This window comes from Corynebacterium faecium, from assembly GCF_027257105.1.
GTDB lineage: Bacteria > Actinomycetota > Actinomycetes > Mycobacteriales > Mycobacteriaceae > Corynebacterium > Corynebacterium lehmanniae.
Genome location: NZ_JAPYJX010000006.1, coordinates 1 through 23319, shown reverse-complemented (window position 1 = coordinate 23319; position 23319 = coordinate 1). Strand labels below are relative to the sequence as shown.

The 23319-nt window shown below is 55.2% G+C and carries 19 protein-coding genes and 1 tRNA gene; 17 read left to right on the top strand and 3 right to left on the bottom strand.

The genetic code is table 11. The features are described from left to right. Positions 1-62 precede the first annotated feature (62 nt). From O5O53_RS11745 to O5O53_RS07580, 8 genes are all read left to right on the top strand, one after another. On the top strand, positions 63-2030 hold the full coding sequence (locus O5O53_RS11745; protein ID WP_269510599.1) for a CgeB family protein: 1968 nt from the start codon (positions 63-65) through the stop codon (positions 2028-2030). Positions 2031-2039: 9 nt separating this feature from the next. After that, positions 2040-3995, top strand: a complete 1956-nt coding sequence (locus tag O5O53_RS07610) for a glycosyltransferase (protein ID WP_269510596.1) — start codon at positions 2040-2042, stop codon at positions 3993-3995. A gap of 151 nt (positions 3996-4146) precedes the next feature. Continuing rightward, positions 4147-5793: a heparinase II/III domain-containing protein gene (locus O5O53_RS07605; RefSeq protein ID WP_269510593.1), complete on the top strand. Its 1647-nt coding sequence runs from the start codon at positions 4147-4149 to the stop codon at positions 5791-5793. Between the two features lie 94 nt (positions 5794-5887). After that, positions 5888-7114, top strand: coding sequence for a glycosyltransferase (locus O5O53_RS07600; RefSeq protein WP_269510590.1), 1227 nt, complete (start codon positions 5888-5890; stop codon positions 7112-7114). After that, entirely contained in the window at positions 7054-8610 is a 1557-nt protein-coding gene (locus O5O53_RS07595; RefSeq protein WP_269510586.1) for a hypothetical protein, read from the top strand. Before O5O53_RS07600 ends, O5O53_RS07595 begins: the two co-directional genes overlap by 61 nt. Beyond that, positions 8611-9774 carry a polysaccharide pyruvyl transferase family protein gene (locus tag O5O53_RS07590; protein WP_269510584.1) on the top strand — a complete coding sequence of 388 codons (1164 nt, stop codon included), beginning with the start codon at positions 8611-8613 and terminating at the stop codon, positions 9772-9774. It abuts the gene before it with no gap. 29 nt (positions 9775-9803) lie between these two features. Next, on the top strand, positions 9804-10517 hold the full coding sequence (locus tag O5O53_RS07585; protein WP_269510581.1) for a DUF6270 domain-containing protein: 714 nt from the start codon (positions 9804-9806) through the stop codon (positions 10515-10517). A gap of 56 nt (positions 10518-10573) precedes the next feature. Beyond that, a tRNA-Ile gene (locus tag O5O53_RS07580) sits at positions 10574-10647 on the top strand. Between the two features lie 28 nt (positions 10648-10675). On the opposite strand, the gene O5O53_RS07575 is transcribed toward O5O53_RS07580, so the two are convergent. Next, entirely contained in the window at positions 10676-12004 is a 1329-nt protein-coding gene (locus O5O53_RS07575) for a UDP-glucose dehydrogenase family protein (RefSeq protein ID WP_437177851.1), read from the bottom strand. Between the two features lie 212 nt (positions 12005-12216). Between O5O53_RS07575 and O5O53_RS07570 the strand changes: the two genes are divergently transcribed. The 9 genes from O5O53_RS07570 (at position 12217) to O5O53_RS07530 (ending at position 21419) form a co-directional block, all read left to right on the top strand. Further along, entirely contained in the window at positions 12217-12615 is a 399-nt protein-coding gene (locus O5O53_RS07570; protein ID WP_269510577.1) for a hypothetical protein, read from the top strand. Further along, positions 12612-14774, top strand: coding sequence for a glycosyltransferase family 2 protein (locus O5O53_RS07565; protein ID WP_269510574.1), 2163 nt, complete (start codon positions 12612-12614; stop codon positions 14772-14774). Before O5O53_RS07570 ends, O5O53_RS07565 begins: the two co-directional genes overlap by 4 nt. Positions 14775-14776: 2 nt before the next feature. Beyond that, entirely contained in the window at positions 14777-15454 is a 678-nt protein-coding gene (locus O5O53_RS07560; RefSeq protein ID WP_269510571.1) for a hypothetical protein, read from the top strand. Between the two features lie 7 nt (positions 15455-15461). Further along, the gene (locus O5O53_RS07555; RefSeq protein WP_269510568.1) at positions 15462-16526 is read left to right on the top strand and encodes a glycosyltransferase; all 1065 of its coding nucleotides are present in this window, start codon (positions 15462-15464) and stop codon (positions 16524-16526) included. A 58-nt stretch (positions 16527-16584) separates the two neighbouring features. Next, entirely contained in the window at positions 16585-17457 is an 873-nt protein-coding gene (locus O5O53_RS07550; protein ID WP_269510565.1) for an ATP-grasp fold amidoligase family protein, read from the top strand. Further along, positions 17454-18371 (top strand): hypothetical protein, encoded by a 918-nt coding sequence (locus O5O53_RS07545; protein WP_269510562.1) that lies wholly within the window; start codon positions 17454-17456, stop codon positions 18369-18371. Before O5O53_RS07550 ends, O5O53_RS07545 begins: the two co-directional genes overlap by 4 nt. 177 nt (positions 18372-18548) lie before the next feature. After that, the gene (locus O5O53_RS07540) at positions 18549-19472 is read left to right on the top strand and encodes a UTP--glucose-1-phosphate uridylyltransferase (protein ID WP_269510559.1); all 924 of its coding nucleotides are present in this window, start codon (positions 18549-18551) and stop codon (positions 19470-19472) included. Positions 19473-19515: 43 nt separating this feature from the next. Continuing rightward, positions 19516-20463 (top strand): NAD-dependent epimerase/dehydratase family protein, encoded by a 948-nt coding sequence (locus O5O53_RS07535; RefSeq protein WP_269510556.1) that lies wholly within the window; start codon positions 19516-19518, stop codon positions 20461-20463. A gap of 29 nt (positions 20464-20492) precedes the next feature. After that, positions 20493-21419: an ornithine cyclodeaminase family protein gene (locus O5O53_RS07530; RefSeq protein WP_269510553.1), complete on the top strand. Its 927-nt coding sequence runs from the start codon at positions 20493-20495 to the stop codon at positions 21417-21419. Between the two features lie 3 nt (positions 21420-21422). On the opposite strand, the gene O5O53_RS07525 is transcribed toward O5O53_RS07530, so the two are convergent. Both O5O53_RS07525 and O5O53_RS07520 read right to left on the bottom strand, forming a co-directional pair. Further along, positions 21423-22121: a type 1 glutamine amidotransferase domain-containing protein gene (locus tag O5O53_RS07525; protein WP_269510550.1), complete on the bottom strand. Its 699-nt coding sequence runs from the start codon at positions 22119-22121 to the stop codon at positions 21423-21425. Between the two features lie 9 nt (positions 22122-22130). Further along, positions 22131-23129, bottom strand: coding sequence for an NADP-dependent oxidoreductase (locus O5O53_RS07520; RefSeq protein WP_269510547.1), 999 nt, complete (start codon positions 23127-23129; stop codon positions 22131-22133). Between the last annotated feature and the right edge of the window lie 190 nt (positions 23130-23319).

Below are 23319 nucleotides of genomic sequence, written 5' to 3'. Positions count from 1 at the left end.
CGATTGACCTCGGAGTGAAAGTCAAGGCATTGATCCGGCCATCTAAAAACAGTCTCATCAGAGTGGCAGCAGCCACAGGGTCTTCTGTTCTCGCGGCGACGGCGGCGGGGGTGTCTACGAAGAAGCTCAGCACAGCCGCGCTTACCGGAACGGCGGTATTGGCAGCCCAAGCATCATCTTTTATTGGCGACGTGCACCTTGGACGCGCAGTAAGTAAGGCGCGTTTGGTGTCCGAGGGGGTTGCTCGAGATGCTCGTAACTGGAATGCGGCCGCAGGGATTGAGACCCAACTGAAAGCGCTGCAAGGGGCGGTGCGTCAGATTCAAGCTAAGCCGACCCAGGCGGTTAAAAAAGCCGTTCAAAAAGCCACTGTAGAAAGCTTCCCTGCTGCAGATCCGAAGACCCGGCGCACAGGCGCTCCTGCGAGTAACGTCTTGCCCCCCGCCGTCAAGGGGCGAGCTCGGATGGCGCTTACAGGGGCTGAGGCTAAAAGCTGGGTAGACTCAAGGACGGGCGGAACACCGTATCAGCCGGGTGAGTCCGACCCAGTCTACAGAGCGGCACCTGTTCCTTTTGCTGATGAAGTGCCAGTGGCGATGATCGCCGATGACTTCACCTACTACTCGTTCCAAACTGAGTTTCAAACACTGCGTCTTACGCCTTCCAACTGGCGTACGGTCTTTGAGAAACACAAGCCGGCTGTGTTCTTCTGTGAATCTGCATGGCAAGGTGGCAGCCCTGAAGAGCATCCATGGCAAGGGCGTATCTATGCGTCCATTCGATGGCCGAGGGAGAACCGCAAAGAACTCCTTGAAATTCTCGACTATTGCCATAAGAACAAGATTCCTACGGTCTTTTGGAACAAGGAAGATCCAACGCACTTTTCCGATCGCATCAACGATTTTGTTCGGACCGCAGGTCTTTTTGATTATGTGTTCACGACCGCCGAGGAATGTGTTGAAGATTACAAGAAGTACGCTGGTTGCAACTATGTTGACGTGCTTCCCTTTGCCGTGCAGCCGAAACTCTTCAATCCGCTCGGTAGGGACAATGCCACAAATGCGGTGAATTTTGCTGGCACCTGGTACGGCATGTATCCAGAACGCTGCTCGGCGCAGGCGGAGATCATGGATCAGGCCCTCGATGCTGGCTTAGACTTGGTCATTTTTGATCGAATGAAGTCCAGCCCGAATCCGATCTATCGCTATCCTGCTCGGTTCGAGGCGTATACCCACGAACCCATTAAGTATGAAGAGACGGCCAAAGCGTATCGAGAGTCCAAGTTCGGTATCACGCTCAATACCGTTGCGGACTCCAAAACGATGTTTGCACGTCGAGCATTCGAACTCGCCGGATCCGGAACTGTTGTCCTCTCGAACGAAGCCGAAGGAGTGCGCGCATTCTTTGGCGACTCGGTGATTTACGCAGACACAGATCCCAAGGCACTCGCGAACCTTACGGAAAGCCAATACCGTGATCTGCAGCGACGCGCATTGAACATCGCGCTGCGCAATACATATCGTCACAGGGCGGAGAAGGTACTCGAGGCTGTGGGCGTGCATTTCCAGTCGCGCATGCAAAAGCCAGCGCTGGTTCGGAAAATTGAGAGTCTACGGGAGTATGAAGAAACTTTAGAGCACTTCCAGAACAGTGCTGCTTACGACCAACTCATTGTCGTGGTGGCACCGTCCGCTGAGCAAAGTCTTGAATTCAAGCTTCTTCAAAAGCGTCATCCGAACGTGACGGTCATCAATCAACGAAGCCTGGATCAGGATGAGTTCCGCACACGAAGCTTTATTAGCAGTAGCCATTTCGTGGTAGGAGGAACTGATACAGAAAGTTTCTCCTCGGAGGAACTGGAAGAACTTTTGCTGCACACTGCATACTTCAAAGGGCAGATTATGTTCGCGAATGATGTGAGCGAGCGTTACTCGACTTCGGATGAAGTATTGAAGTCCTCTTCTCTGGTGTCGACCGAATTTTTCAAGGACGCTCTCAAAGGCCTGACCCTTCCAACCCTTGGTATTTAGAGGTAAAAAATGTCGAATTTTGACCTAACTATCGCGATTCCGACCTACAATTCAATCGCGAAGATGTCTGAAACGCTGAAATCTTTGGAGAAGGTCTGCGGTCTGGTCAACTGTGAGGTTGTTTTTGTCGACGACTGCTCTAAGGATGAGACCTTCAATCAGCTAGCTGATTGGTGCGACAAAAATGAAAACTGGCAGGTTTTTAGGCTAGAAGAGAACTCGGGGTCGGCCGCTGCTCCGCGCAATTTCGCAATCGAGCGTGCTAGGGGTGAGTGGATTTACTTCCTTGATTCCGATGACGTCCTTGAACCGCGCGGCGTGGAGGATGCGCTTCGTACAGCAAAGAACTACCGGTACGACGCTGTACGAACGTCACTCCGGGTGAGAATGGGCGATGGAACAGAGAGAACTGGGGACTTGATTCCCAAATGGGATGGTTTCCGCTCCCCAGAAGACCGAATTCGTGCGATCACTCGCCATCAGAGTCTCACCTGCAGCTTTTTTATGAAGCGGTCGATTTTGCTGGAAAACGACATTCGGTTTGATGAAAATCGGCGCATCGGTGAGGACATTAAGTTCACCTCCGAGGTTTTGCTGAACTGCCAGAGAATCGGATATCGCGCCCTACCGTCTCGCACCTACGTTCGTAATGCGGTGGGCGAGGAGTCGGTTACACAAAAAATCAATTCCGATCAGTTCGCAGATTTTGTCAAATCATGGAACGAAGTTGAAAGCAACTTGTCGGAGATCGGAATCTCGTTCGTCGCGGAACATGGATTCGCTGCTGTCCAATACGCGCTGCGTCAGTTTGTGTGGTTTGGCTCGGAGGATCTGACTGCAGAGACTTTTTCCCTTTTCAGCGATTTTTGTCTACGCCACAAAGCCACACTTCGCGCAGCGCCCTTCCAACCGCGCTACCGCGAGATTGTCGACCATGTAATGGCCGGCGACTATGAGCAATTTTGTGAAGCGGTGAAGCTCCGAGTTCTCATTGCTGGGCATGACTTGAAGTTCATGGGGGCTATCGAAGAAGGTCTCCGACAGAACTATCCGGTAAAGGTGGATAAATGGTCTGGGCATGTGCAGCATGACCAGAACGAATCAAAGCGGCTCCTGCAATGGGCAGATTTCGTTTGGGTCGAATGGATGCTAGGGGCGTCTGTGTGGTACTCGAAGCATCTGCGCGGGGATCAGCGGATGGTGATCCGAGTTCACAGGTCAGAGGTAACCGTCGATTACGGTTCGGAACTCAACCTAGATCGAGTAAGTGCGATTGTTTCCATTGCGCCGCACGTACTTGGAGATGTCGCCGATAAGTTTGATATTCCGCGTGAGAAGCTTTGGTTGATTCCGAATGCATTGGATGTCGATCAATACGACCGCGGAGCCTATACTTCTGATCGCCTAAAGAGAATCGCGATGGTGGGAATCGTTCCCCGGCTCAAGGGCTTTAAGAAAGCAATCCGTATGATCGGAGAGCTGAAAAAGACGCATCCTAATGTCGAATTGCACGTCTATGGTAAACGCCCGGAGGATTTAGAATGGGTCCTTTCGAAGCCTGCCGAAGCGGAATATTATGCGGAATGCGATGAGCTAATTGACTCGTTAGGTCTCAATGAATCCATTCACTACCACGGCTGGGTAGACACCAAAGAAGAGCTGTGCAAGAACGCTGCTGTGATCTCCATGAGCGATTTCGAGGGGATGCAAGTCGCTGTGGTTGAGGGGTTCTGCTCAGGCGGTTTGGGAATGACCCTGAACTGGCGTGGGGCGTTGGAGGGGTACCCACGTAAATGGGTTTTCGAGACTCCGGAGGATATGGGGACAGCTCTCGCTTCCGTCATTGACGGAGAGATCGATCTCGAAGCGGAATCTGCGGAAGCATTTTCTTTGATCAAGGAACTGTACTCGGCTGACAAAGTCGGGGAGCAAATCGAAGAAATGATGAAGGCTATTAGGGCATAGCAAACGGAGGGTATCGCTGGCACGGAGTTTCTGAAGATATGCGCTGGCCAGCGCAACTCCTTTCTTCAGGGCCGAGCTGTACCGAGTCGAGGTTCGATCTGGGCGTTGCCTCCGGCCGAATCAACTTTAAGGATCGAATGCTAGGTGCTTGATGAGTAATAAATCGGAATACTGGGAAAAATTCCCTGACGGATCCCCCCAGCGCTGGCATGTTGAAAAACGCGACAGGCACTGGAATATTGCCATGCCGAACGGTGCAGCTATTGATGTGGACATTGAGGCACCTAAACTGCACTACGATGCCGATTTTCCTCAAGATCGTGATTCGTCGAGGCTTTGGGCAAATTCGCTGCGCTATATCGTTCCGATGCTCGGTGAGGGAGACCATGAAACCGCTTGGACTCTCCTCGCACAACTAAACGATATTTTGGCGCAGGACTTGAAAGACCCACATGGGAGATTCAGCGGAAGCCTAGATCACCAGTTCGCCCTTCAATTAAGAACGCTGTGTGAAATGAGGGCGTGGCTGCTCAAGAGGCCTCAGTCTGACGACAATGCGGAGATGGACTCGGAATTGAAGAAAACGGTGGCGCTAATCTATGGCCACGTTCAATCCATAGGTCTTCTTCGTCCGAATAACCATGGAATCATGCTGGGGATAAGCCTGCTGCACAGCTTTTACATGTTTGAGGATGTCCCGTGGAATCCGTCCGGTCAGTCTAGCGAGTCTGGACGGAATGAAGTCGAAGAATTTTTGTTGGAGTCTCTCTTTTCGGTATTGGGCACAGACGGTGTAGCAAATGAAAATACGCCGATCTACCAGGGGTTCTACCTGAAACTGCTCAGTGGCATAACCGATTTTCAAACATGGGCCTATGGCTCGGCTCATACTGAGTTTGCCGAGATGAACTCCAGAGCTACAACTGCGTATCGGCACATGCTGCTTCCGAACGGAGCGGTTCCCCCATTGGGCGACGCTTCCGTCTCAATGCAGCGTCAATTCAAAGCTTTGCCCGGTCTTTGGGCCACAGTTGAAAACGGGCTTTTGATTCGATCTACCCCGGACTCCTTCTTCTCGTTTGTTTGTGGCTACCGAGGTGTGTTTCATAAGCAATTGGACGATTCCTCCATTTTCCTTTGGCACAAAGGAGATGCTCTCATTCAAGATGCTGGTCTGAAATCGTATGACGGAAACGATCCCGTGGCCGTCGGTATCCGAGGTCAACTGGGTCACTCGGGCCTATTCTTTCCTAGCTTCGATTCAGTGAGAGCGGAGAAGGTTGTTGCGTACGGATCGGGTACGCGATTGATTTCAGCGAGCATGGAGATGCGAAAGGATGGTTCTGCGGACTCTTTCCAAGCGGTAGGGCGCTATGCATTTCGCAATGTTGCGGTAGAGCGCTGCGTAACCTGGACAGGAGAGCGATCCTTTATGCTCCGCGACCTTGTTCGTGCCGACAGAGGGTCCGGACGTGCAGTTTCGAGGTTCCTTCTTGACCCGCAGGCAGAAGTTCGTTTTCTCGATAGTGGTGTAGTGGCTGTTCACACAGACCACGCCTGGATGACAATCGCCGCAAATGACGGCCGCGTAAACGTCAATCTGGCCAAAGGTGTTTCAGACAGAGAGGGTTCGTCCCGTGGATTCCTGGCACCGAAGAACTACTCTTCTGAGCCAACCTACTTGCTTGAATTTGAAGTTCCGCTTTTCACCGAGCCAGATTCTGATGCCGTCGTTGGTAAACATCTGCTCCGCATTGTTTACGGCGGAGCAGACGAACCGTTGACCGTGCACCAGTAAAATTGAAAGGCATGTTAGTAAGCTGGCGCCAATTCAATTCGGCTCTGTTGAGAGTATTCGAAACTGCACTACTACGAAAAGCTTAGGAGCTAGCATGTTTGTCGGCCAAACAAGATTTAGCATTTACAACCCCGGATCTGGTGCTTGGAAGTCTAGCTCCAAGACAGATAGCAATACCGAAGACGATTTTGCCGAGTATCTATACAGCGATTCGCGGTTGGCCCCTCGTGCAGAAATCTTCTTCAACTATTCATTGCCTATGTTGGCTCAAGCAGCCGAACGCCACAGGCTCCTGCACATAATTAGCTATTCAAGCAATTTGCCTGAAAAGTATCGTGATCAACTGAAGTCTGCCGCGCTAGCTCATCCGTTTATCGTGCTGGATGAAAAAGAACCGGGAGAGCAAGCGTCGAGTTGGATGGAGCTGGTTCCCTCCAACCTTGCGATTGGCGACATTGTAGGTGCGTACCGCTTAGATGACGACGATCTTCTCGCGAGCGATTTCTTCGATAGGATGTCCCAATATTTGGATCCTGCTTTTGCGGGTATGTGGGTGTCATTCGCTAATGGGTACACCGCGGTACTCAGCGACGGTGTAGTGGTGAACCCGCGGCAGCTGACTTGGCCGAAAATCGCAATTGGGTTAACCGGGATCTACCGCAAAGACCCCGATCAGACATTTTCAGGTCCCAGCTTGCGCGGTGGGCACAATCGGGTGGATCAAAATAGTCCAGTTATCTTGGATTCTCGTGAACCAAGCTTTTTGTGGCTGCGCTCTGCTGGCCAGGATTCGCTGGTGAATGTCCCGGTGGGTGAGCGGGAACAGACGGTTCTTGATCAATTAAAAGAATATGATTTTGCCGATGAAACAGAATTCAAGGCGTTGTTTCCTCAAGTAACTCAGGTGAAGTTTCCTCGCGTACTGGAGTTTAAAAAGGGGCGTACCGTCACCGGGGAGCCTGAGCAGTTCGACTTCGACAGTCCTGCGCGGAAGTTCGCGATTAGGTACAGCTATCGGTGCGACAGTGTCGTTGATCATCGTCACTACCTACTCAAGTTTGATCTGCGAGGGCGGAACGGCGTTTTGAACGACGCGTCGAGAAATATAGGCGATTTGCCCAAGATTGAAGGCATTTCCCGTTCGCCGAACCCAGATGTGGGATTCTTTAAGTACTTGCCACTTCGTCGTGGACGCGGAAGCGGACGTGTAGCAGTAGACCTGCCACCAGGACTGGAGTGCCACGGTATAGAGATCCGGGAATGGAAGAAGCCGCACACACCATTACGAATCGCGTCACTCCAGGTGGAGGTAGAGCAGTGAACCAAAAGCCCACAAACTTGACGCCCATGGATGTCCGAGTGCGACTTGGCCGTGCTGATAGTACCGGTGAGACGGGCGGATATAGCGTTATTGAGCAGGATGCGCACCGAGAAGGACCGGTAGATCCGCAGGATCTGCGGTGGGACAACCTTTACGGTGAGTTCCGGCCGTTTAGTTACGGTCAACTGCGTGGGGGAATTACAGAGTGGGATGCACGGAAAAGTCTCAAGCACGTTTTTGTTTCAAGTGCGGTGCCGCTCGACCTTGCAATTCTCATATCTGTTCCGGGATTCAAACAGATGCGTCAGGGGCGGTTCATACACCTCGTTGACGAGGGCGGAGCACGCGCCGGTGAATTGGAACTGATCGGGGTAGGCTCAGCTCGCCTCTCTCAAGAGCAGTCACACTCGTCCGAGTGGGTTGCCTATCACCTCGGAGAGAGCCTAGATATAGAAGTAAGTATTAGGTTCCGAGACAATGAGTTTGTCGTGAACGACCGTTCTTTCGAGCTTCTTACGCAGGTCGACCAGTTTGATGCTCCTACACCTGTGCGATACCTCAAGGTCGAGGGCACCACAGATGAGGTTGCATTCATCTTTTCGGCGATGTCAGCTGTCGGTGACTTGACTTTCAACTACAAATCATCACTCGCTGAATTCAAAGGTACACAATATTTCATATTGGATGATTCTCGCGAGCAAGGAACGTATTACCTCTGCGAGAACCGAGATTTCCAGATTGCTAGATCGGTCCAGAAATTCATTCAGGCAAAGGTGTCTCAGCTCAATGTGAGCGAAGACAGGGTCTACTTCTTTGGCTCATCTAAAGGCGGCACCGCTGCAGTGTGGCATGGGCTGAAGCTTGGCTTTGGCAACATTGTTGTTGCGGCACCGCAGTTTCTTGTAGGTGATTTTCTGAGGAAGCCGCACCCCGGAGTCTTGGAGTATATGGCAGGGCGGCGCAGTCAAGAAGACATTGATTGGTTGAACCATGTTTTTCCTCGTACTTTGGATCCGGCAACGTTCCAAGGCAAAGTTCGAGTATTGGTCGGGGACAATGATCCCCATAAGGATTCCCACGTTCCAGAGCTGATTAAGTTTTTGAAGAGTGGTGGTGTGGATGCCATCACAATGCCGGTTTTGGATGCGAATCACGGCGAGACTGGGATGATTTACGCTTCGATGCTGCGGTCATTCTCACTTCAAAATGATGCGGAGAATCGATTCTTCTACGCCCTGTCTGCAAACGACGAGGGAGTCAGGTTGAGCACTTCGCCGCTTGCTGAAGGCTCGGTGATGGCGGTCCGCGTCTATCAGGACGGCAAGGAGTTTTCGATGGACTGGTACCAAGCCTCGAACGTTTGGAACTGGAAGAACATTTCTTCCGGAGAATTAGTGTTTAGGGTGTTTGAAAGGCCTGCTGGCGAAAAGGATCCAGCGTACATTTACAACACTCGGCGCGTTGACTTAAACAGCCTAAAGAGCAGGAAGTATTAGATGGAAGCCATGATAGCGACCAACGGTATTCGTTTGGATCTCCCCACCGAGTTTCCTTCGCAGGTTGCAGAGAACTCTGGGAACATCATTCACGGTAATGCTCCCCGAAATCTTTTTGGTACGACCGTCTCGACCCTGGAGACATCCTGGCGCAAAGTTACTCCGTCGGGAAGCTTTCGAGACTTCGTAAACCAACATTGCTCTCACCTTGTGATTACGATGGCCAACTTTTTCAGACTCGGTGATCATTCACCGACTATGCGCCAGCGTTATGACTATTTCTCTCGAGCGTTGGAGGGGTACGAGAAACCGATCGTGCTATTCGGTCTCGGTTCTCAGGCCAAAACTGGCGTCGAAATTACGGCAGACTCACTGCCCCCCGAGGGCAAGAACTGCCTCGAAACCATCATGGACAAAGCTGCGGCGGTTTCCGTGCGTGGGCCGTTTACTAAACGTATCATGGAATCGGTGGTCGGCGATACTTCGGGTCAAGTTTTCGTTACCGGTTGTCCGAGCTATTTCAGCAAGCCGGATGCGTTTGAACGGATCGCGCAGAACCTTCACTCGGGAGTATCGCCTTCGACAACGGCGGTTAACGTCACCAACTACGCGAGGTCCGCAGACCAGAGCCTGGTTCGACAAGCAGTTGAGAAGGGCTACTTCCTGGTGGAGCCTGAAAATAGAAATATTCATGGGTACTACGTCGACGTCGTGCGTGGCGACAGCGAGAAGCCTGTTCCGAGAATCCTAGATTTCGTTCACCCCGATACCTCTGAAGACCAGAGGAAGAAGGAATTGAGGCAGTTCTTCGCCACCAAATACCGGCTCTTTAGGCACATGGAACCGTGGCTTGATTTCAACCGTGAGATGGTTGACCAGACTATTGGTACGCGGTTTCACGTCAATATGGCGTCGTTGCTTTCCGGGGTTCCAGCGGTGTGGATTACCCATGACGAACGAACAGTCGAGCTGACTGAAACGCTTGCTCTGCCGGCGGTCTCTATTGACCAAGTGGAGAAGAAACCGGTCGAGGAGCTCTTAGAGGAAGCTGATTTTGATCGGTTCCTTGACACTGTTCCGGAGAATTTTCGTCGATTCAACGAATTCCTAGATGCGGCTGGTCTCCCAGGGGTTGCGGCACCAAAACTCACCGCATCTGCGTAATAGTTGAGGGCCCTATAGAGAGGACTTAAGTGAAAAAGCTTGAAGTTTCGGTTTACGGAAGCTGCGTTTCTCGGGACGTTGTAAGGGTTGCGGAATCGGCTCTTGAACTGAAGAGCTACTACGCGCGGAGTTCATGGATCTCGTCCACGACTGAGCCGGTTGCTTTACCGAGTCAGCCTTCTAAACTATCGAGCGCATTCCAGCAGCGGATGGTGGAGTATGACTATCAATCGCGTGCCTTGCGTGGAGCTGCTTCTTCGACTGGTGACGTAGTATTGCTGGATCTCGTGGATGAACGCCTCGGTGTCTACCCCGTGCAGCCAGCTGGCTATGTCACGTGGTTGAACGAGCTAAATCACTCTGGTTGGCTCCCTCTTACACCGCATGGCCCGATGATTGAGTTTGGTTCGGATGAACATTTCGCTTTGTTTGAACAAGCAACTCAACAGGTGGCGGACAAACTCGAGAGCACCAATGCGGTTTTGCTGAAGTTTAAATTCGCGGCAGAGTCGATTGAAGGGCTGCAGGTTCCTGAAACCCGAGGAAAACCTGGAGCTTGGTGGGATGAGCAGTACGAGCGCTACTACGCGGCGGCTGAGGACGCCGGCATAGCTCTGCTTGAGGTGCCCGCAGAGCTGTGTGTGACTACGGAAGGACACCAGTGGGGAATCGCGCAGTACCACTATGTGGACGATTTCTACCTGTGGGTTGCGGACAATCTGGGTTCCGTAGCTTCCCGCTAGGTGGTCTAATTCAAGCGTAGCGAGACCCCTGGGTATACTGTCGGGGCGATTCGCTTGGGGCTATAGCTCAGTCGGTTAGAGCCGCGGACTCATAATCCGCTGGTCGCGGGTTCGAGCCCCGCTGGCCCCACAACACATGCCAACGGCAGTGGTTGATGCTAGACCCCTCTGCCAAGCGCATGCACGGACCAGCCTGCGTCGCGCCAGGTGTTGACGTTGAGGACGTTTCGGCCGTCGATAAGCAGTTGCTTGGCGACGAGTGTTGCCGCCCACTTCGGGTCCATCTGCTCGAACTCGTTCCACTCGGTGGCCAGGATGACCAGCTCCGCGCCGCGCAGAGCGTCTTCGAGGCTGACGGCGTAGTCGAGGGTGGGGAACACCTTGCGGGCGTTGTCCATGCCCTGCGGGTCGTAGACGCGCACGCTTGCGCCGGCGAGCGAGAGCTGGCCGGCCACGGCGAGCGCGGGCGAGTCGCGCACGTCGTCCGAATTCGGCTTGAACGCGGCACCGAGCACGGTGATGTTGCGGCCGATAACGCTGCCGAGCTCCTCGCGCGCGAGATCGATCACGCGCTGGCGGCGGCGCATGTTGATCGCGTCGACCTCACGCAGGAAGGTCAGCGCCTGGTCGGCGCCGACCTCGCCGGCGCGCGCCATGAACGCGCGGATGTCCTTGGGCAAGCACCCGCCGCCGAAACCGAGACCCGCGCCGAGGAATTTGCGGCCGAAACGGTCGTCGTAGCCGATGGCGTCCGCCAGCTGGGTCACGTCCGCGCCAACGTTCTCGCACACCTCACTCACGGCGTTGATAAACGAGATCTTCGTGGCCAAGAATGCGTTGGCGGAGACCTTCACCAGCTCCGCGGTCTGCAAATCCGTCACGATGAACGGGGTGTTGTTTTCCAGCGGGGTGGCGTAGACCTCGCGGGCGATCTCCTCCGCGCGGGAGTTCTCGGCGCGGTGGCCTAGCACGATGCGGTCCGGCTCGATGGTGTCCTTCACGGCGTAGCCCTCGCGGAGGAACTCCGGGTTCCACGCAATCTCGACGCTGGCTTTGCTGCCGTCCTCGGCAGCGAGCTTGTCGGCGCGCTGCTGCAGGGCAGCAGCAGTGCCGACCGGGACGGTGGACTTGCCCAGGATCAGGTGCTCGCCCTCGAGCTGGGGCACCAGATCGTCGATGACGGCCTCGACGTAGCGGGTATCGGCCGCGTAGGAACCGCGCTGCTGCGGGGTGCCGACCCCGATGAAGTGGGCGTTCGCGAAGGCGGCGGCCTCGGCGTAGCTCGTCGTAAAGCCAAGGCGTCCTGCTTCGATGTTGCGCTCAAGCACCTCGGGCAAGCCCGGCTCGTAGAACGGCACCTTGGAGTTTTTCAGTGCCTCGATTTTGGATTCGTCAACGTCCACACCCAGCACCTCGTGGCCCAATTCAGCCATGCACGCCGCATGCGTCGCGCCGAGATAACCAGTGCCAATCACAGTCATCCGCATAGCAATCAAGTCTACAACTTGGGCGACATTAGGAATTACTTGTGCGCAAACAGTACGGTCTTTGGCCATTGTCAGCGTCGGCTTCAGTGCAGCGAGCGTTGAATGGGGGAGGGTAGTGCAGCAAAAGAACTGCTAATAGACTACCTTTTCAATGAAACCTGGCTGCGAATTCGGTCGTAGCCTACCTTGCGATACCAGAAGGTTATTGAAAGATGCTTGGCGCAGAACCTAATCTGGCTTTTCTGAGTCAGTTCGACGAGATGACACTTATCTTCGATGAGGAGTTATCTTTCGGAGATCGCGATTTCGCGGTTTCTTTCAGCTTTTTTGACGATACGGGTTGTGAGCTACCTAGCTCGGCGATTGATGCGTCCTATTCTGAGGGCCTTGGTGGTTACTACCGATACCTCAAGCCGAGCTTGGGCAAGCTTGGAAGCGATGCGGTTATACCAATTCGACTAAGCCGCCCGGCGGCGAGTGCACGCGTGGAGATTCGCCCCTGGAAGAACAAAAGCACTGATGTAGCGAGAGATATGCAGAAGCGTGTTTTTGTGTGCGTGAAATCTACCGAAAAGGACAAAGTGTGGACAAGAAGGATTGGCAGTAAATGAGTGTCTCGGTAATTCTGCATTCGCTTCCTGGCGATAGCGACACGTGGGGTCCCTATATTGACCACTTCCGTCAGATTCCGGGGGTGTCTGAGTGCCGACTCGTCTTAACTGATGCGTCTGATGTAGACCCTTCACGAATCTTCCCCTTTGCTGACGATTTTTTTAGGTTTGAATACTTCGCCGAGCCGCTTAACGATGCGGAGAGGCTCAACCAATCCGCCGCTTCAGCTACCGGTCAGTCACTCCTGTTGCTCGAAGGTCCGTATTGGATCACCGGTGAGTTTGGTAATGACTGGTACGATCTCCGATCGCCGAGAACCGTCCGCTCTCTAGCAAGACGCGTCTCGAATTCATTGCACACAGGTCAGTCTGTTGCTCTTTCAAACACACTGCCTATTGGTGATGATGCTTTAGGGGCAGCGTTCATCGTCGGGAGAGATCATTTCCTGGAAATGCGTGGCTACGACGAACGTGACGAGGTCAGTGGTGCGCTGGGGTTTGACTTCCTGTTGCGGCAACGTCGTTGTGGTTTAGGGGTTGAAGTTCCGTCTCTTGGCGGAGGGCCAGTTGCAGTAAGTGGTGACGCGCCGATACAGCTCGACAATGAGACGGAAATTAAACGCGCGGTCCTTCAGGATTTGACCCTCTTCAGGAACTTAGAGTCCTGGTCGGTTCCGGCTGAACAGCGAAAGCCGTTGATCACAGTTGCTATCGCGACGAAGGACCGGGGACCGATGCTGATCGAGAGCATTAACTCGGTTCGCTATCAAAGCTTTCAGGAGTTTGAAATCATCGTCGTAGATGATGGGTCGGCGGATCAAGCTGCAGTGAAACGCTCGGTAGAAGATTTGGGCGATCCGAGAATCAAGTTTTTCGAGCACACAGAGAGTCGTGGGGTTGCCGCAGCGAGAAACACTGCTGCGGAGTACTCGCGTTGTCTATACACCGCAGTGCACGACGATGACGACATTATGCTTCCGGATCGTCTGCTCGACGGACTCAGGCCGTTGAGCAGTGAGGTTGACGCTACTTACGGTAGCTGGATCAACTTTGATCATGACACAGGTGAGCTGCGAGGCTTTCTCACCAAAACTGGCTTTAACGAAAACATGATCGCCTTCAATGGCGCGGGCCCGGGGCATAGCACTTGGACTGTGCCAACTCGGCTGGTTCAAAAGTTCAAGTACGACGAGCGTCTGACTTCGTCCGTCGACCACGAATTGGCGTCACGGCTAATGAACGCAGGAGTCCGCTGGCTGCATGTAGAGAAATTCATGTATCTCCGCAGGGTGCATGACCTCCAGATCACAGCGCAGGACACAGATAACCAAAAGGCTGGTCATACCCTTTCGAAGCTAGCCAATAGGTTTCTAACATCATCCCGAGGGTTTGAAGCTATGGTGCAGCTTGGGCGCGATCTTCCTTATCCCAGAACACCGGGATCGAAATCCCTTAGCAGCACGTTTTCGGGGTACCTTCCGGACCACTTGGTAAAGCGTGACATCGTCTTCAGCGGCGATACGGTGAACAAGTCTCGTGTGGCTGACACGCCGCATCGAGTTTCAACGATCCTGACTGAGCGTGACCTTCTGACCGGGAAGGCCTTGGCGGAAGAAGGTTCGATTGAAGATGTGACATTTGAGGACTTCGTCACGTTCCGGCAGCTCGGCGTGGCGGATTTCACCGTTAAGTCGCACCTTCGGAATGACGGCGAAGCAAAGCCTCCCGAGAGCGATGGCAATTCCATCACCGATGAGGGTGCGATCCGCTCACGCGTACGGGATATGGTGATGAAACGTATCGACGTGACGGTTGCGAGGATCAACATCACTGAAGAATCGAGGCTGCATTTTGTGCTGGTCTTCTTTGAAGACGGTTTGAAGGGGTCTGAGGGCGATTTGGTCGAGGGGAACCCACAGGTCGTCCGAAGGGTTATCTGCACCGGTCAATTTGGATTCAACACGACTGCGTATCTTCTCGGGTACTCTTCACTGACCCGCGCCATCCAGGCTATGGATACGTTGACTGAACGTTGCGATAGTGCCGACGTGCTATTGATGGACGAAGATCCACACGTATTCGTTCCAGCACTGCGACTGGAGCAATTCCACGCTGCAGTGGTTGATTCGGAAGACGATTCCGGTTTGGCCGGGGAGTAGATATGCGCATTGTTTTTGAGAACAAACCGAACGGAAAATTTTCGCTTCGCCAGGAGACTGAATCCACAGGCGACATTGTTAGCTTTCCTCGTGAATTTCTAGCGGACGTCACGCTTCTCGAGACACAGTCAGCGAACGCTCTTTTGGCCGCGATGATTCTGTTTCAAATTTCTGAGGGTAACGGCGTGCTGACTACCCCTCCTTCGACTACGCAGTTCGATCGCACGCTACGGCGTGTTCTCGCGGAGCATTCACCTCAACTCACTGTGGACCCCTTGTTATCGGTGACGCCGGAGAGTCACACGCAGCTGCTGGTAGGGGAATACCGTGAAGGCAAGGTGGCAGTTCAACCAGATGGCAAGGGGCGCAATGTTCTTGTGCAATACTTAGACAGTGCACGATGGACTGGAAAACTCTTTTCTGTAGATAGGGTTGTCGTCGCGTCAAACGTCTCAGCGTTCAACGAGACAAAGCTGAGCCCGACCGCCTTTAGGGTCGCGCTTGGTCTTTTGCTAGCAGGCGATTGGAAATCCTCGACTCTCATCGTCGAGGAAGCCGGCGCTGAGGAAGGCCTGTTCTCAACCGCCATGATGCAGGAGCTGTGCGCCGCGATCGGTGTGCGTCTTCTGTTCGTCGACGGGCACGAGATGGAAGGGATGTTGCAAGATGGCCAAGCGTAGGATTCTCATGCCCGTTCGCACCGTTGCCGAATGGGGAGGCGTGCACGAATGGACCGTGGATGCGGCATCGGCGCTAATTCAAGCGGGGCACGAAGTCACGTTTGTCGGCAGTGGCGTGGTCTTTAAAGAGAGAGCTGAGGCTACAGGTGCCTCTTTCCGTGTCGTGAACTGGCGCAAGGGTTGGGAATCTGTTGCGCGATCGGTAGGGGAGGAAGCTGATTTCGATCTCATTTTCTCGCATGCACCAGCTGGCAGGCAGTTCGGCTTGCTGGCGAATGAGCAGGCGAAGAAGGAACATGTCGTGATGGTGCACGGCGCCTATCACGACTATGTGTACGAGTGGTCGGACCAGGTGGACGCATTTGTAGCTGCGAGCCCTTCCCTGGTGCATTTCGTTCAGCAATTTGGTCGTGTGGCTCCGTGGAAAGTGACCAATTTGCCTAATGCTGCGCCTGATGAAGTGTTCGATCTGCCCATAATGAGTCACGATGAAAAAATTGAGGGGGGCGTGGGGCACATCGTCACGGCTTCGCGCTTGTCCAAGGACAAAGTCGTGCAGATTGATTCGGTGGAAGAGGCAGTGCGTTCCCTAGCTGCGTTGTACCCTGACGTGCAATGGGAAATTAACGTGTGTGGTGATGGGCCGCTACGGGACTACTTCGACCAGCGTTACAACTTGTTGGAGATGTCTGTCCCTAACGTTTCTCACACTATGCATGGTTGGGTTGAACCTGCAGAGATTCCTCTGATGATGAATCGCGCGTACTTAACCGTGGCTGCCGGTATGGCCGGCATGCGGGCGCTCGCTTCTGGTTCGCTGTTGCTTGGGACTGGCGCTCGAGCCTCGGTTGGCATTCAAACTGGAAATAATCTGCGTGCGGGACTTTGGAGCAACTTTGGGGATCACGGCATTTTCAGATTTACTCCGACTGAGGTGGGGGTGGACCTGGGTCGAATATCTAATTCAGATGCTTACGATGAATGTGTCGCAACTGCTCGTTCTGTGGCAAAGAACGGTAATTCGCAGTCTGCCGTAAACGCCTTAATGCATGCAGCTTTGCATTGTGATTAGGAAGTGGAAGGGCACCCCATTTAATTGAGGATGCATCGGTACAGAGGAGATATACATAGTGGGTCAAAAATTCAGTGAAATTTTTCAGATTTATCGCCGTAACCAGCTTGTAGTCGATGGTGTCCCAGTTAAGGTGCCTTACTGGGCAGTTGACAAATTGGGGCTGGAAAAGTTCTGCATCGAAAATGATATCCCTAGACCAGAGGTCTATCAGACTTGGTCAGAACCTTCGGAAATTGACCTCAACGGATTGCCCAATGAGTTTGTGATCAAGCCAGCAAATCTTAATTCTTCTAAAGGTGTTATGGTCCTGGAGCGCCAGGAAGACGGCATGTTCTACGACCATTACAACGGTGGAACCGCATCCTTGCACGATGTAGTAGCGGAACAAACGCGTCATCTTGATTGGATTAAGGAGCATGAGCCCCACCGTTTGCCAAAGTATCGAGTAATGGCTCAAGAGAGAGTGGTGGATCTGGGAGGCACCGGTGGTCCTGTAACAGATTACAAGTTTTGGATGATCGGCAACTCTGTCGAATATATTCGCGCAAATGAGGGTGGGGACTACGACACTATTGATATCTGTTTTTACGATTCAGAGTTCAACGATGTGCCCGTCCATAACGCGATGTTCCAGTTGAATCAAAAGGATGCGCGTCCGATGATCCACCCAAATGTCCCCGTTGAGTGGCGTAAACGAATGCTTGAGTTTGCCAGCATGGTTGCCGATAAAGTAGGGGCGACCTTTTGCCGAGTAGATCTCTACCTAACTCCGAATGGAATCCGTCTTGGTGAAATTACCCCGACCCCTGGTTCGCCGTTCAACGGTCACTATTTCAAATTCACTGAGGATTATGATCATGCGCTAGGTGACAAATGGATGGACGAATTAAAGCGATTCGCTGAAGCAAAAAAGGCTACAAAGCAGTGATTGGAAAAGATTGTATGTTCAGCGCACTTCCGTTTGAAGATCTGGGAGAGGGAGGCTTGAATGCTCCTCGCTACGGCATCCCAAATTTAAAAGAGTTCGAATTCTCTCAAAGAGAGGGTGCAGCTCAGTACCGATACGACTATGACGGTAAGCCGTTGGACTGCCTATTTCTGAAAGAAGAATCAGATACTTTAATCGTATCGTTTCATGGTGCGTTGAACCGGAAGCGTTTTTCACTTCCGCGGTATGAGCGACTCAAGTCCATCTCAAAATTCGGGACCAGCTCGATTTACTTCAGCGACCCTACATTGTGGCTCGACGATAGCCTGCAGCTCGCTTGGTATACAGGATGGGGGGAAGTCGATGTTCAGGCTGATATCGCTGCACTTATCGTGAAGGCGAAGATTGCTGCAGGCGCGAATAAGGTAATCGTAAGTGGATCTTCGGGAGGGGGCTTCGCGGCTCTGCAAGTTTCGGCTCTTATCCCAGAAAGCGTGGCCGTTGTTTTTAACCCGTCAGTGTATGTGCAAGGGTACCTCGTTGACGGGAAAGAAGGAGGGCATGGGACTGAAAGAAAGTATCTGGAAGTAGTTCGTCCTGAGGTATTGCCAGTCCCCGCCACACAGTACCAGTTCGACATTGATTGGGCTTCCGAAGTCGGCGACAAAGTTTCGGCGCTCGAACGCTATGCCACTCCGCGCGAAAATTTTGTGCTTTTTTGTCAAACCCCAACCGACTGGCACTATGAGCAGCACTACCTACCTTTTCTCGCAGCTTGTGCTAAAGGAGATAATCTGGCGCGTGTTCGCGTGCATGAGTACGGGGAGCGAATCGGCCACTTCCCCCCGACGCCGCAAGAATTTGACGGGGCAATCGTTGAGGCTCTGCGGTGGGCGAAAGAACTTCATGGTTAGTCTTTTCCCTAGCTAGCGGTTGTTGCCTGAGCGTCGTTGAACCGTTGTTTACGCCACGCTGGGTGCGTAGCGAGCACGGCGTTCCACCGCTTTCACTGAACTTACTGGTTTGAAAATGAAGGTTGTTTAACCGTGAATACAGGCGATAAGAAAAATCACAGCACTACGCTTTCCTGCGTGAAGACTGTTGTGGTTCCGGCGGCGGGTATGGGGACTCGTTTTTTGCCGGCGACTAAGACGGTGCCGAAGGAGCTTTTGCCGGTGGTGGATACTCCGGGCATTGAGCTGATTGCTGAGGAGGCGGCTGCTTGTGGGGCGCAGCGTTTGGCTGTGGTGGTCGCGCCGAATAAGGAAGAGATCATGCGGCATTTCGGCGAGTTTTCGGACTTGCAGGAGCTGATGGTCGCCCGTGGCAAGCAGGCCCAGGCGGACAAGGTGGCGCGCGCCAACGGTTTGATTGAGGCTGTGGCGGTCACCCAGGACGAGCCGCTTGGTTTGGGGCACGCGGTTGGTTGTGCGGAGGAAGCGTTGGACGACGACGAGGACGCGGTTGCTGTGATGCTGCCGGATGATTTGGTGTTGCCGGCTGGCGTGATGGAGAAGATGGTCGCGGTGCGTGAACGACTCGGTGGTTCGGTGCTGTGCGCGTTTAACGTCTCGCGTGAGGAGGTGTTCAACTACGGCGTGTTCGACGTCGAGGATGCCCAGGCTGAGATCGACGGCGTTGAGGTGCTCAAGGTGCGCGGCATGGTGGAAAAACCTGCTGTGGAGGACGCGCCGTCGACGCTGGTGGCCACCGGCCGGTACTTGTTGGACCGCGGGATTTTTGATGCGCTGCGCCGTATTGAGCCGGGTAAGGGCGGTGAGCTGCAGCTGACGGATGCGATTGAGTTGATGATCTCTGAAGGTCACCCGGTGCATGTGGTGGTGCACGAGGGCAAGCGCCACGACCTTGGCAACCCGGGCGGGTACATCCCGGCGAATGTGGACTTCGGTCTGCGGGATGAAAAGTATGGCCCGGCGCTGTACACCGCGGTGAAGAAGATCATCGCAGACTTCGAGGAAGAACACCCCGAGGTTGTCGCAAAGACGCAGGACTAAGCTCAGCACAAGCTAGACTCTTACAGCTCCAGGAGGACTTTCAATGCATGCGGTTGTCACCGGCGGTGCCGGGTTTATCGGCTCTCATCTTGTGGACGTGCTGGTGGGGGACGGCCACCAAGTCACGGTGATCGACAATCTGAGCTCGGGGCGCACCGAAAACATCGCTAGCCACCTTGAATCTGGTGCGGTTGAGCTCCTCGAGCAAGATATTCGCGAAGCCGATTTCGAAGCGATCTTCCGTCGCGTCGAACCTGAGGTGGTGTTCCACCTGGCAGCCCAGATTGACGTGCGTCGCTCGGTTGAGGATCCGCTCCTTGACGCCGAGATGAACATCACCGCGACGATTCGACTTGCTGAAGCAGCTCGGCGTACAGGTGTGCGTCGAGTGGTGCACACGTCTTCCGGTGGCTCTATTTACGGCGAGCCGGAGCTGCTGCCGGCGACGGAGCAACTGCACGTTGACCCGAAGTCGCCGTACGCGGCATCGAAGGTTGCCGGCGAGCTGTACTTGAATGTGTACCGCCAGCTCTACGGGCTAGAGACGAGCTTCATCGCCCCCGCGAACGTTTATGGTCCGCGCCAGAACCCGTTTGGAGAGGCCGGCGTGGTGGCTATCTTCTCCCGCAACCTGCTGGACGGTAACCCGACCTGTGTGTTCGATGGCGGCACGAATACCCGCGACTACGTGTACGTGGGAGATGTCGCACGCGCGTTTTACCTCGCTTCCGCGGAGGCAGGTGACGGTGAACGTTTCAACATCGGCACGGGTGTGGAGACGACTGACAGGGCGCTTCATACCGCGGTGGCGAAGGCTGTCGGCGCGCCGGATACGCCAAACAATGAGCCCGCTCGTCTGGGCGATGTCGCTCGTTCGTCGCTGAGCTATGAGAAGGCAGAGCGAGTGCTGGGGTGGACTCCTCTGGTGTCCTTGGATGAGGGCGTGGCGCGCACAGTGGAGTACTTCCGTAACGAGCCGGGTCGCAAATAGCTCCGCTGGTGTCAGCCTAAACTGGCGCCATGCGTTACCTATCTTCTGGCGAGGTTTTGTCCGCGGTCGCTCCACGTGCGGCGGTTGATACGTTGCGGGAGGTACTGAAGGGCGGGTTCGACCCCGCCACCGACCCGCACCGTCAGAAGGTGGCGCTGCCGCACGGGGAGATGCACCTGTTGCCGTCTGCACTTGATGGGGCGGTCGGGGTGAAGGTGTTGGGGATTCAGCCGGCGGGCTCCGAGATTGACGTGCCGCTGGTGCAGGGGTCCTACCTGCTCATGGGCGGGGAGACGCTCACCCCGGAGGTCGTGATGGATGCTGCGGCGCTGACGGAGATCCGCACGCCTGCGGTCGCAGTGGCGGGAGTGCTGGACCGGTTGCGGGCGTCGAGCGAGCCGCTGGAGTGTGTGATTGTGGGTGCGGGTGTGCAGGGGCGGGCGCACGCGCGCACGGTTGAGGACGTGCTTGCAGGGGTGCGGGAGGTGTCGTTGACGTTCATTTCGCGGAGTGAGCCGGCGGATTTGCCGTACCCGTGGGTGGAGTCGGGGAGTGCTGCGGCTGATGAGGTGTTGGGGCGTGCCGGGTTGGTTGTGGTGGCGACTTCTGCGGGGGAACCTGTGGTCGTCGATAGGCAGTTGCGCCCTGATGCGACCGTGCTTGCTGTGGGGGCGCACACCGTGGATACGCGGGAGTTGCATGAGGATGTGCTGCGTGGTGCGCAGGTGATTGTGGAGGATGTGGGGGCTGCGCGGCGGGAGGCTGGCGATGTGGCGATCGCGGTGGAGAAGGGGGCTCTTGCGTGGGACGACGTGGTGACGATGGCTGAGGTTGTGCGCGGGGAGGTGGCGCTGGGTCCGGCGCGGCGGGTGGTGTTTAAGACCGTCGGGATGCCGTGGGAGGACCTGGCGGTGGCGCGGGTTGTTGCCAGCCAGGCCCCAGCGGCGTTGAAGTGAGCCCTAGGCGAGGTCCTTTACCAGGCGCTCCGCGAGCTCCTTGGACGAGGACGGGTTCTGCCCGGTGTAGAGGTTGCCGTCGACGATGACGTGGGACGCCCACGGATCCGGCGCCTTGTCGTACTCGGCGCCGAGGGCGACAAGCCGGCTCTCAAGCAACCACGGCGCCTTGTCGGCGAGACCCGCCGCGCTCTCTTCGTCGTTCGAGAACCCGGTCATCTTCCGGCCGGCAAACGGGGAGCCGCCCGGGGCGTTCTCCGTTGCGAGGACCGCGGCCGGCGCGTGGCAAAGCAAAGCCACAGGCGCGTTGTCCGCCATGCGCTCGGTAAGGATGTGCCCGGAAGTCTCGTCCACTGCGAGGTCTTCCATCGGGCCGTGCCCGCCGGGGTAGAAGACAAGGTCGTAATCCGCGGCCTTGACGTCCGCGAGGTTGAGCGGCTCCGCCAGAACAGGCGCAAGCTCATCGAGCTTCGCCTTCACCGCGGCCAGAGTGTCGGCGTCGCCCGCGCTCTCGTCGAGGCTCGCCTTATCGACGACTGGCGCCTTGCCGCCGGGTGTCGCCACATCGACGTCCCAGCCAGCGTCGGTAAAGACCGAGTACGGGGTCACCAGTTCTTCGGCCCAGAAGCCGGTGGGGTGCAGTGTGCCGTCGTTAAGCGTCCAGTGATCCGCCGCCGAAACGATCATGAGTACCTTGGTCATTGTGTCCTCCTAAAACTTGACGATCATCTTGCCGGTGTTGCCGCCCTCGAACAGCTCGAGGAACGCGGCCGGCATGTTGTCGATGCCCTCGCGCACCGTGGATTCGTACTTGATTGAGCCATCGACCACGAGCGGCGCGATTTTCTCCTGGAACTCCTTGGCCAGGTGCGAGTACTTGCCCACCACGAACCCGCGGAGGGTGAGGCACTTGCCGATGGACAGTCCCAGGTTCCGCGGCCCGGGTGCCGGCTCAGTGTCGTTGTACTGGGCGATCGCACCGCACATGGCAATGCGTCCGAACGTGTTCGCGTTCTGGATTGCGGCCTCGAGGTGGTCCCCGCCGACGTTGTCGAAATAGACGTCGATGCCCTCCGGCGCCGCCTTGGCGAGCTGGCCGTTGACGTCGCCGTCCTTGTAATTGAAGGCTTCGTCGAAGCCGATCCCGGTGATGTAGTCGATCTTCTCGGCGGAACCAGCAGACCCGATCACCTTCGACGCGCCGAGATGCTTGGCGATCTGCCCCGCCGCCGACCCCACAGCGCCAGCCGCACCCGAGATGAACACGACGTCGCCCTCCTTCATCTCGCCGACGGCTGTAAGCCCGACGTAGGCGGTGAGACCCGTCAGCCCGAGAATGCCCAAGTACGCCTCTGCCGGGGCGATGGAGGCGTCAATCTGCTCCACCTCGTCCTCCCTCAGGATGGCGTGGGTGCGCCACCCGGCGAAGTGCCTGACCGTGTCGCCCGCCTTGAACTTGTCCGAGCGGGACTCCGTGACCGTGCCGACCGCAGTGCCGGTCAGCGGCTCATCGATCTGGAACGGCTCGATGTAGGACTTCACGTCGTTCATCCGCCCGCGCATGTACGGGTCCACGCTGGCGAAGGTGTTCTCGACCAGGATCTGGCCCTCAGAAAGCTCTGGCAGCTCCACCTCTTCCATGCGGAAGTTCTCGGCGGTCGGCGCGCCCTCCGGGCGAGAAGCGAGAACCCATTGCTTGGCTGTAGTCAACGCATTACTCCTTACATCGTTGTCTCTGAACAACGGTAAGAACGTTGAACGGGGCGGTCGCTATTCCGGGTTAAGGGTCAAAAAGTGTGTCCAGAATCGCGGATTTTTAGGGATTGACCTGTAGGTTTCAGGAAAGTATATGCTTCCGGGGCATATATCTGGGTCTCGAGCGTTCAATCCTCGGTGTGGC

What these genes read in the sequence shown, in the direction of transcription:
- O5O53_RS07525 (WP_269510550.1), bottom strand. Translation starts at nt 22,121, where the DNA reads ATGACCAAGGTACTCATGATCGTTTCGGCGGCGGATCACTGGACGCTT.
- O5O53_RS07555 (WP_269510568.1), top strand. Translation starts at nt 15,462, where the DNA reads ATGCCCGTTCGCACCGTTGCCGAATGGGGAGGCGTGCACGAATGGACC.
- O5O53_RS07590 (WP_269510584.1), top strand. Translation starts at nt 8,611, where the DNA reads ATGGAAGCCATGATAGCGACCAACGGTATTCGTTTGGATCTCCCCACC.
- O5O53_RS07570 (WP_269510577.1), top strand. Translation starts at nt 12,217, where the DNA reads ATGCTTGGCGCAGAACCTAATCTGGCTTTTCTGAGTCAGTTCGACGAG.
- O5O53_RS07610 (WP_269510596.1), top strand. Translation starts at nt 2,040, where the DNA reads ATGTCGAATTTTGACCTAACTATCGCGATTCCGACCTACAATTCAATC.
- O5O53_RS07575 (WP_437177851.1), bottom strand. Translation starts at nt 12,004, where the DNA reads ATGCGGATGACTGTGATTGGCACTGGTTATCTCGGCGCGACGCATGCG.
- O5O53_RS07560 (WP_269510571.1), top strand. Translation starts at nt 14,777, where the DNA reads ATGCGCATTGTTTTTGAGAACAAACCGAACGGAAAATTTTCGCTTCGC.
- O5O53_RS07535 (WP_269510556.1), top strand. Translation starts at nt 19,516, where the DNA reads ATGCATGCGGTTGTCACCGGCGGTGCCGGGTTTATCGGCTCTCATCTT.
- O5O53_RS07605 (WP_269510593.1), top strand. Translation starts at nt 4,147, where the DNA reads ATGAGTAATAAATCGGAATACTGGGAAAAATTCCCTGACGGATCCCCC.
- O5O53_RS07595 (WP_269510586.1), top strand. Translation starts at nt 7,054, where the DNA reads ATGGAAGAAGCCGCACACACCATTACGAATCGCGTCACTCCAGGTGGA.
- O5O53_RS07530 (WP_269510553.1), top strand. Translation starts at nt 20,493, where the DNA reads ATGCGTTACCTATCTTCTGGCGAGGTTTTGTCCGCGGTCGCTCCACGT.
- O5O53_RS07565 (WP_269510574.1), top strand. Translation starts at nt 12,612, where the DNA reads ATGAGTGTCTCGGTAATTCTGCATTCGCTTCCTGGCGATAGCGACACG.
- O5O53_RS07600 (WP_269510590.1), top strand. Translation starts at nt 5,888, where the DNA reads ATGTTTGTCGGCCAAACAAGATTTAGCATTTACAACCCCGGATCTGGT.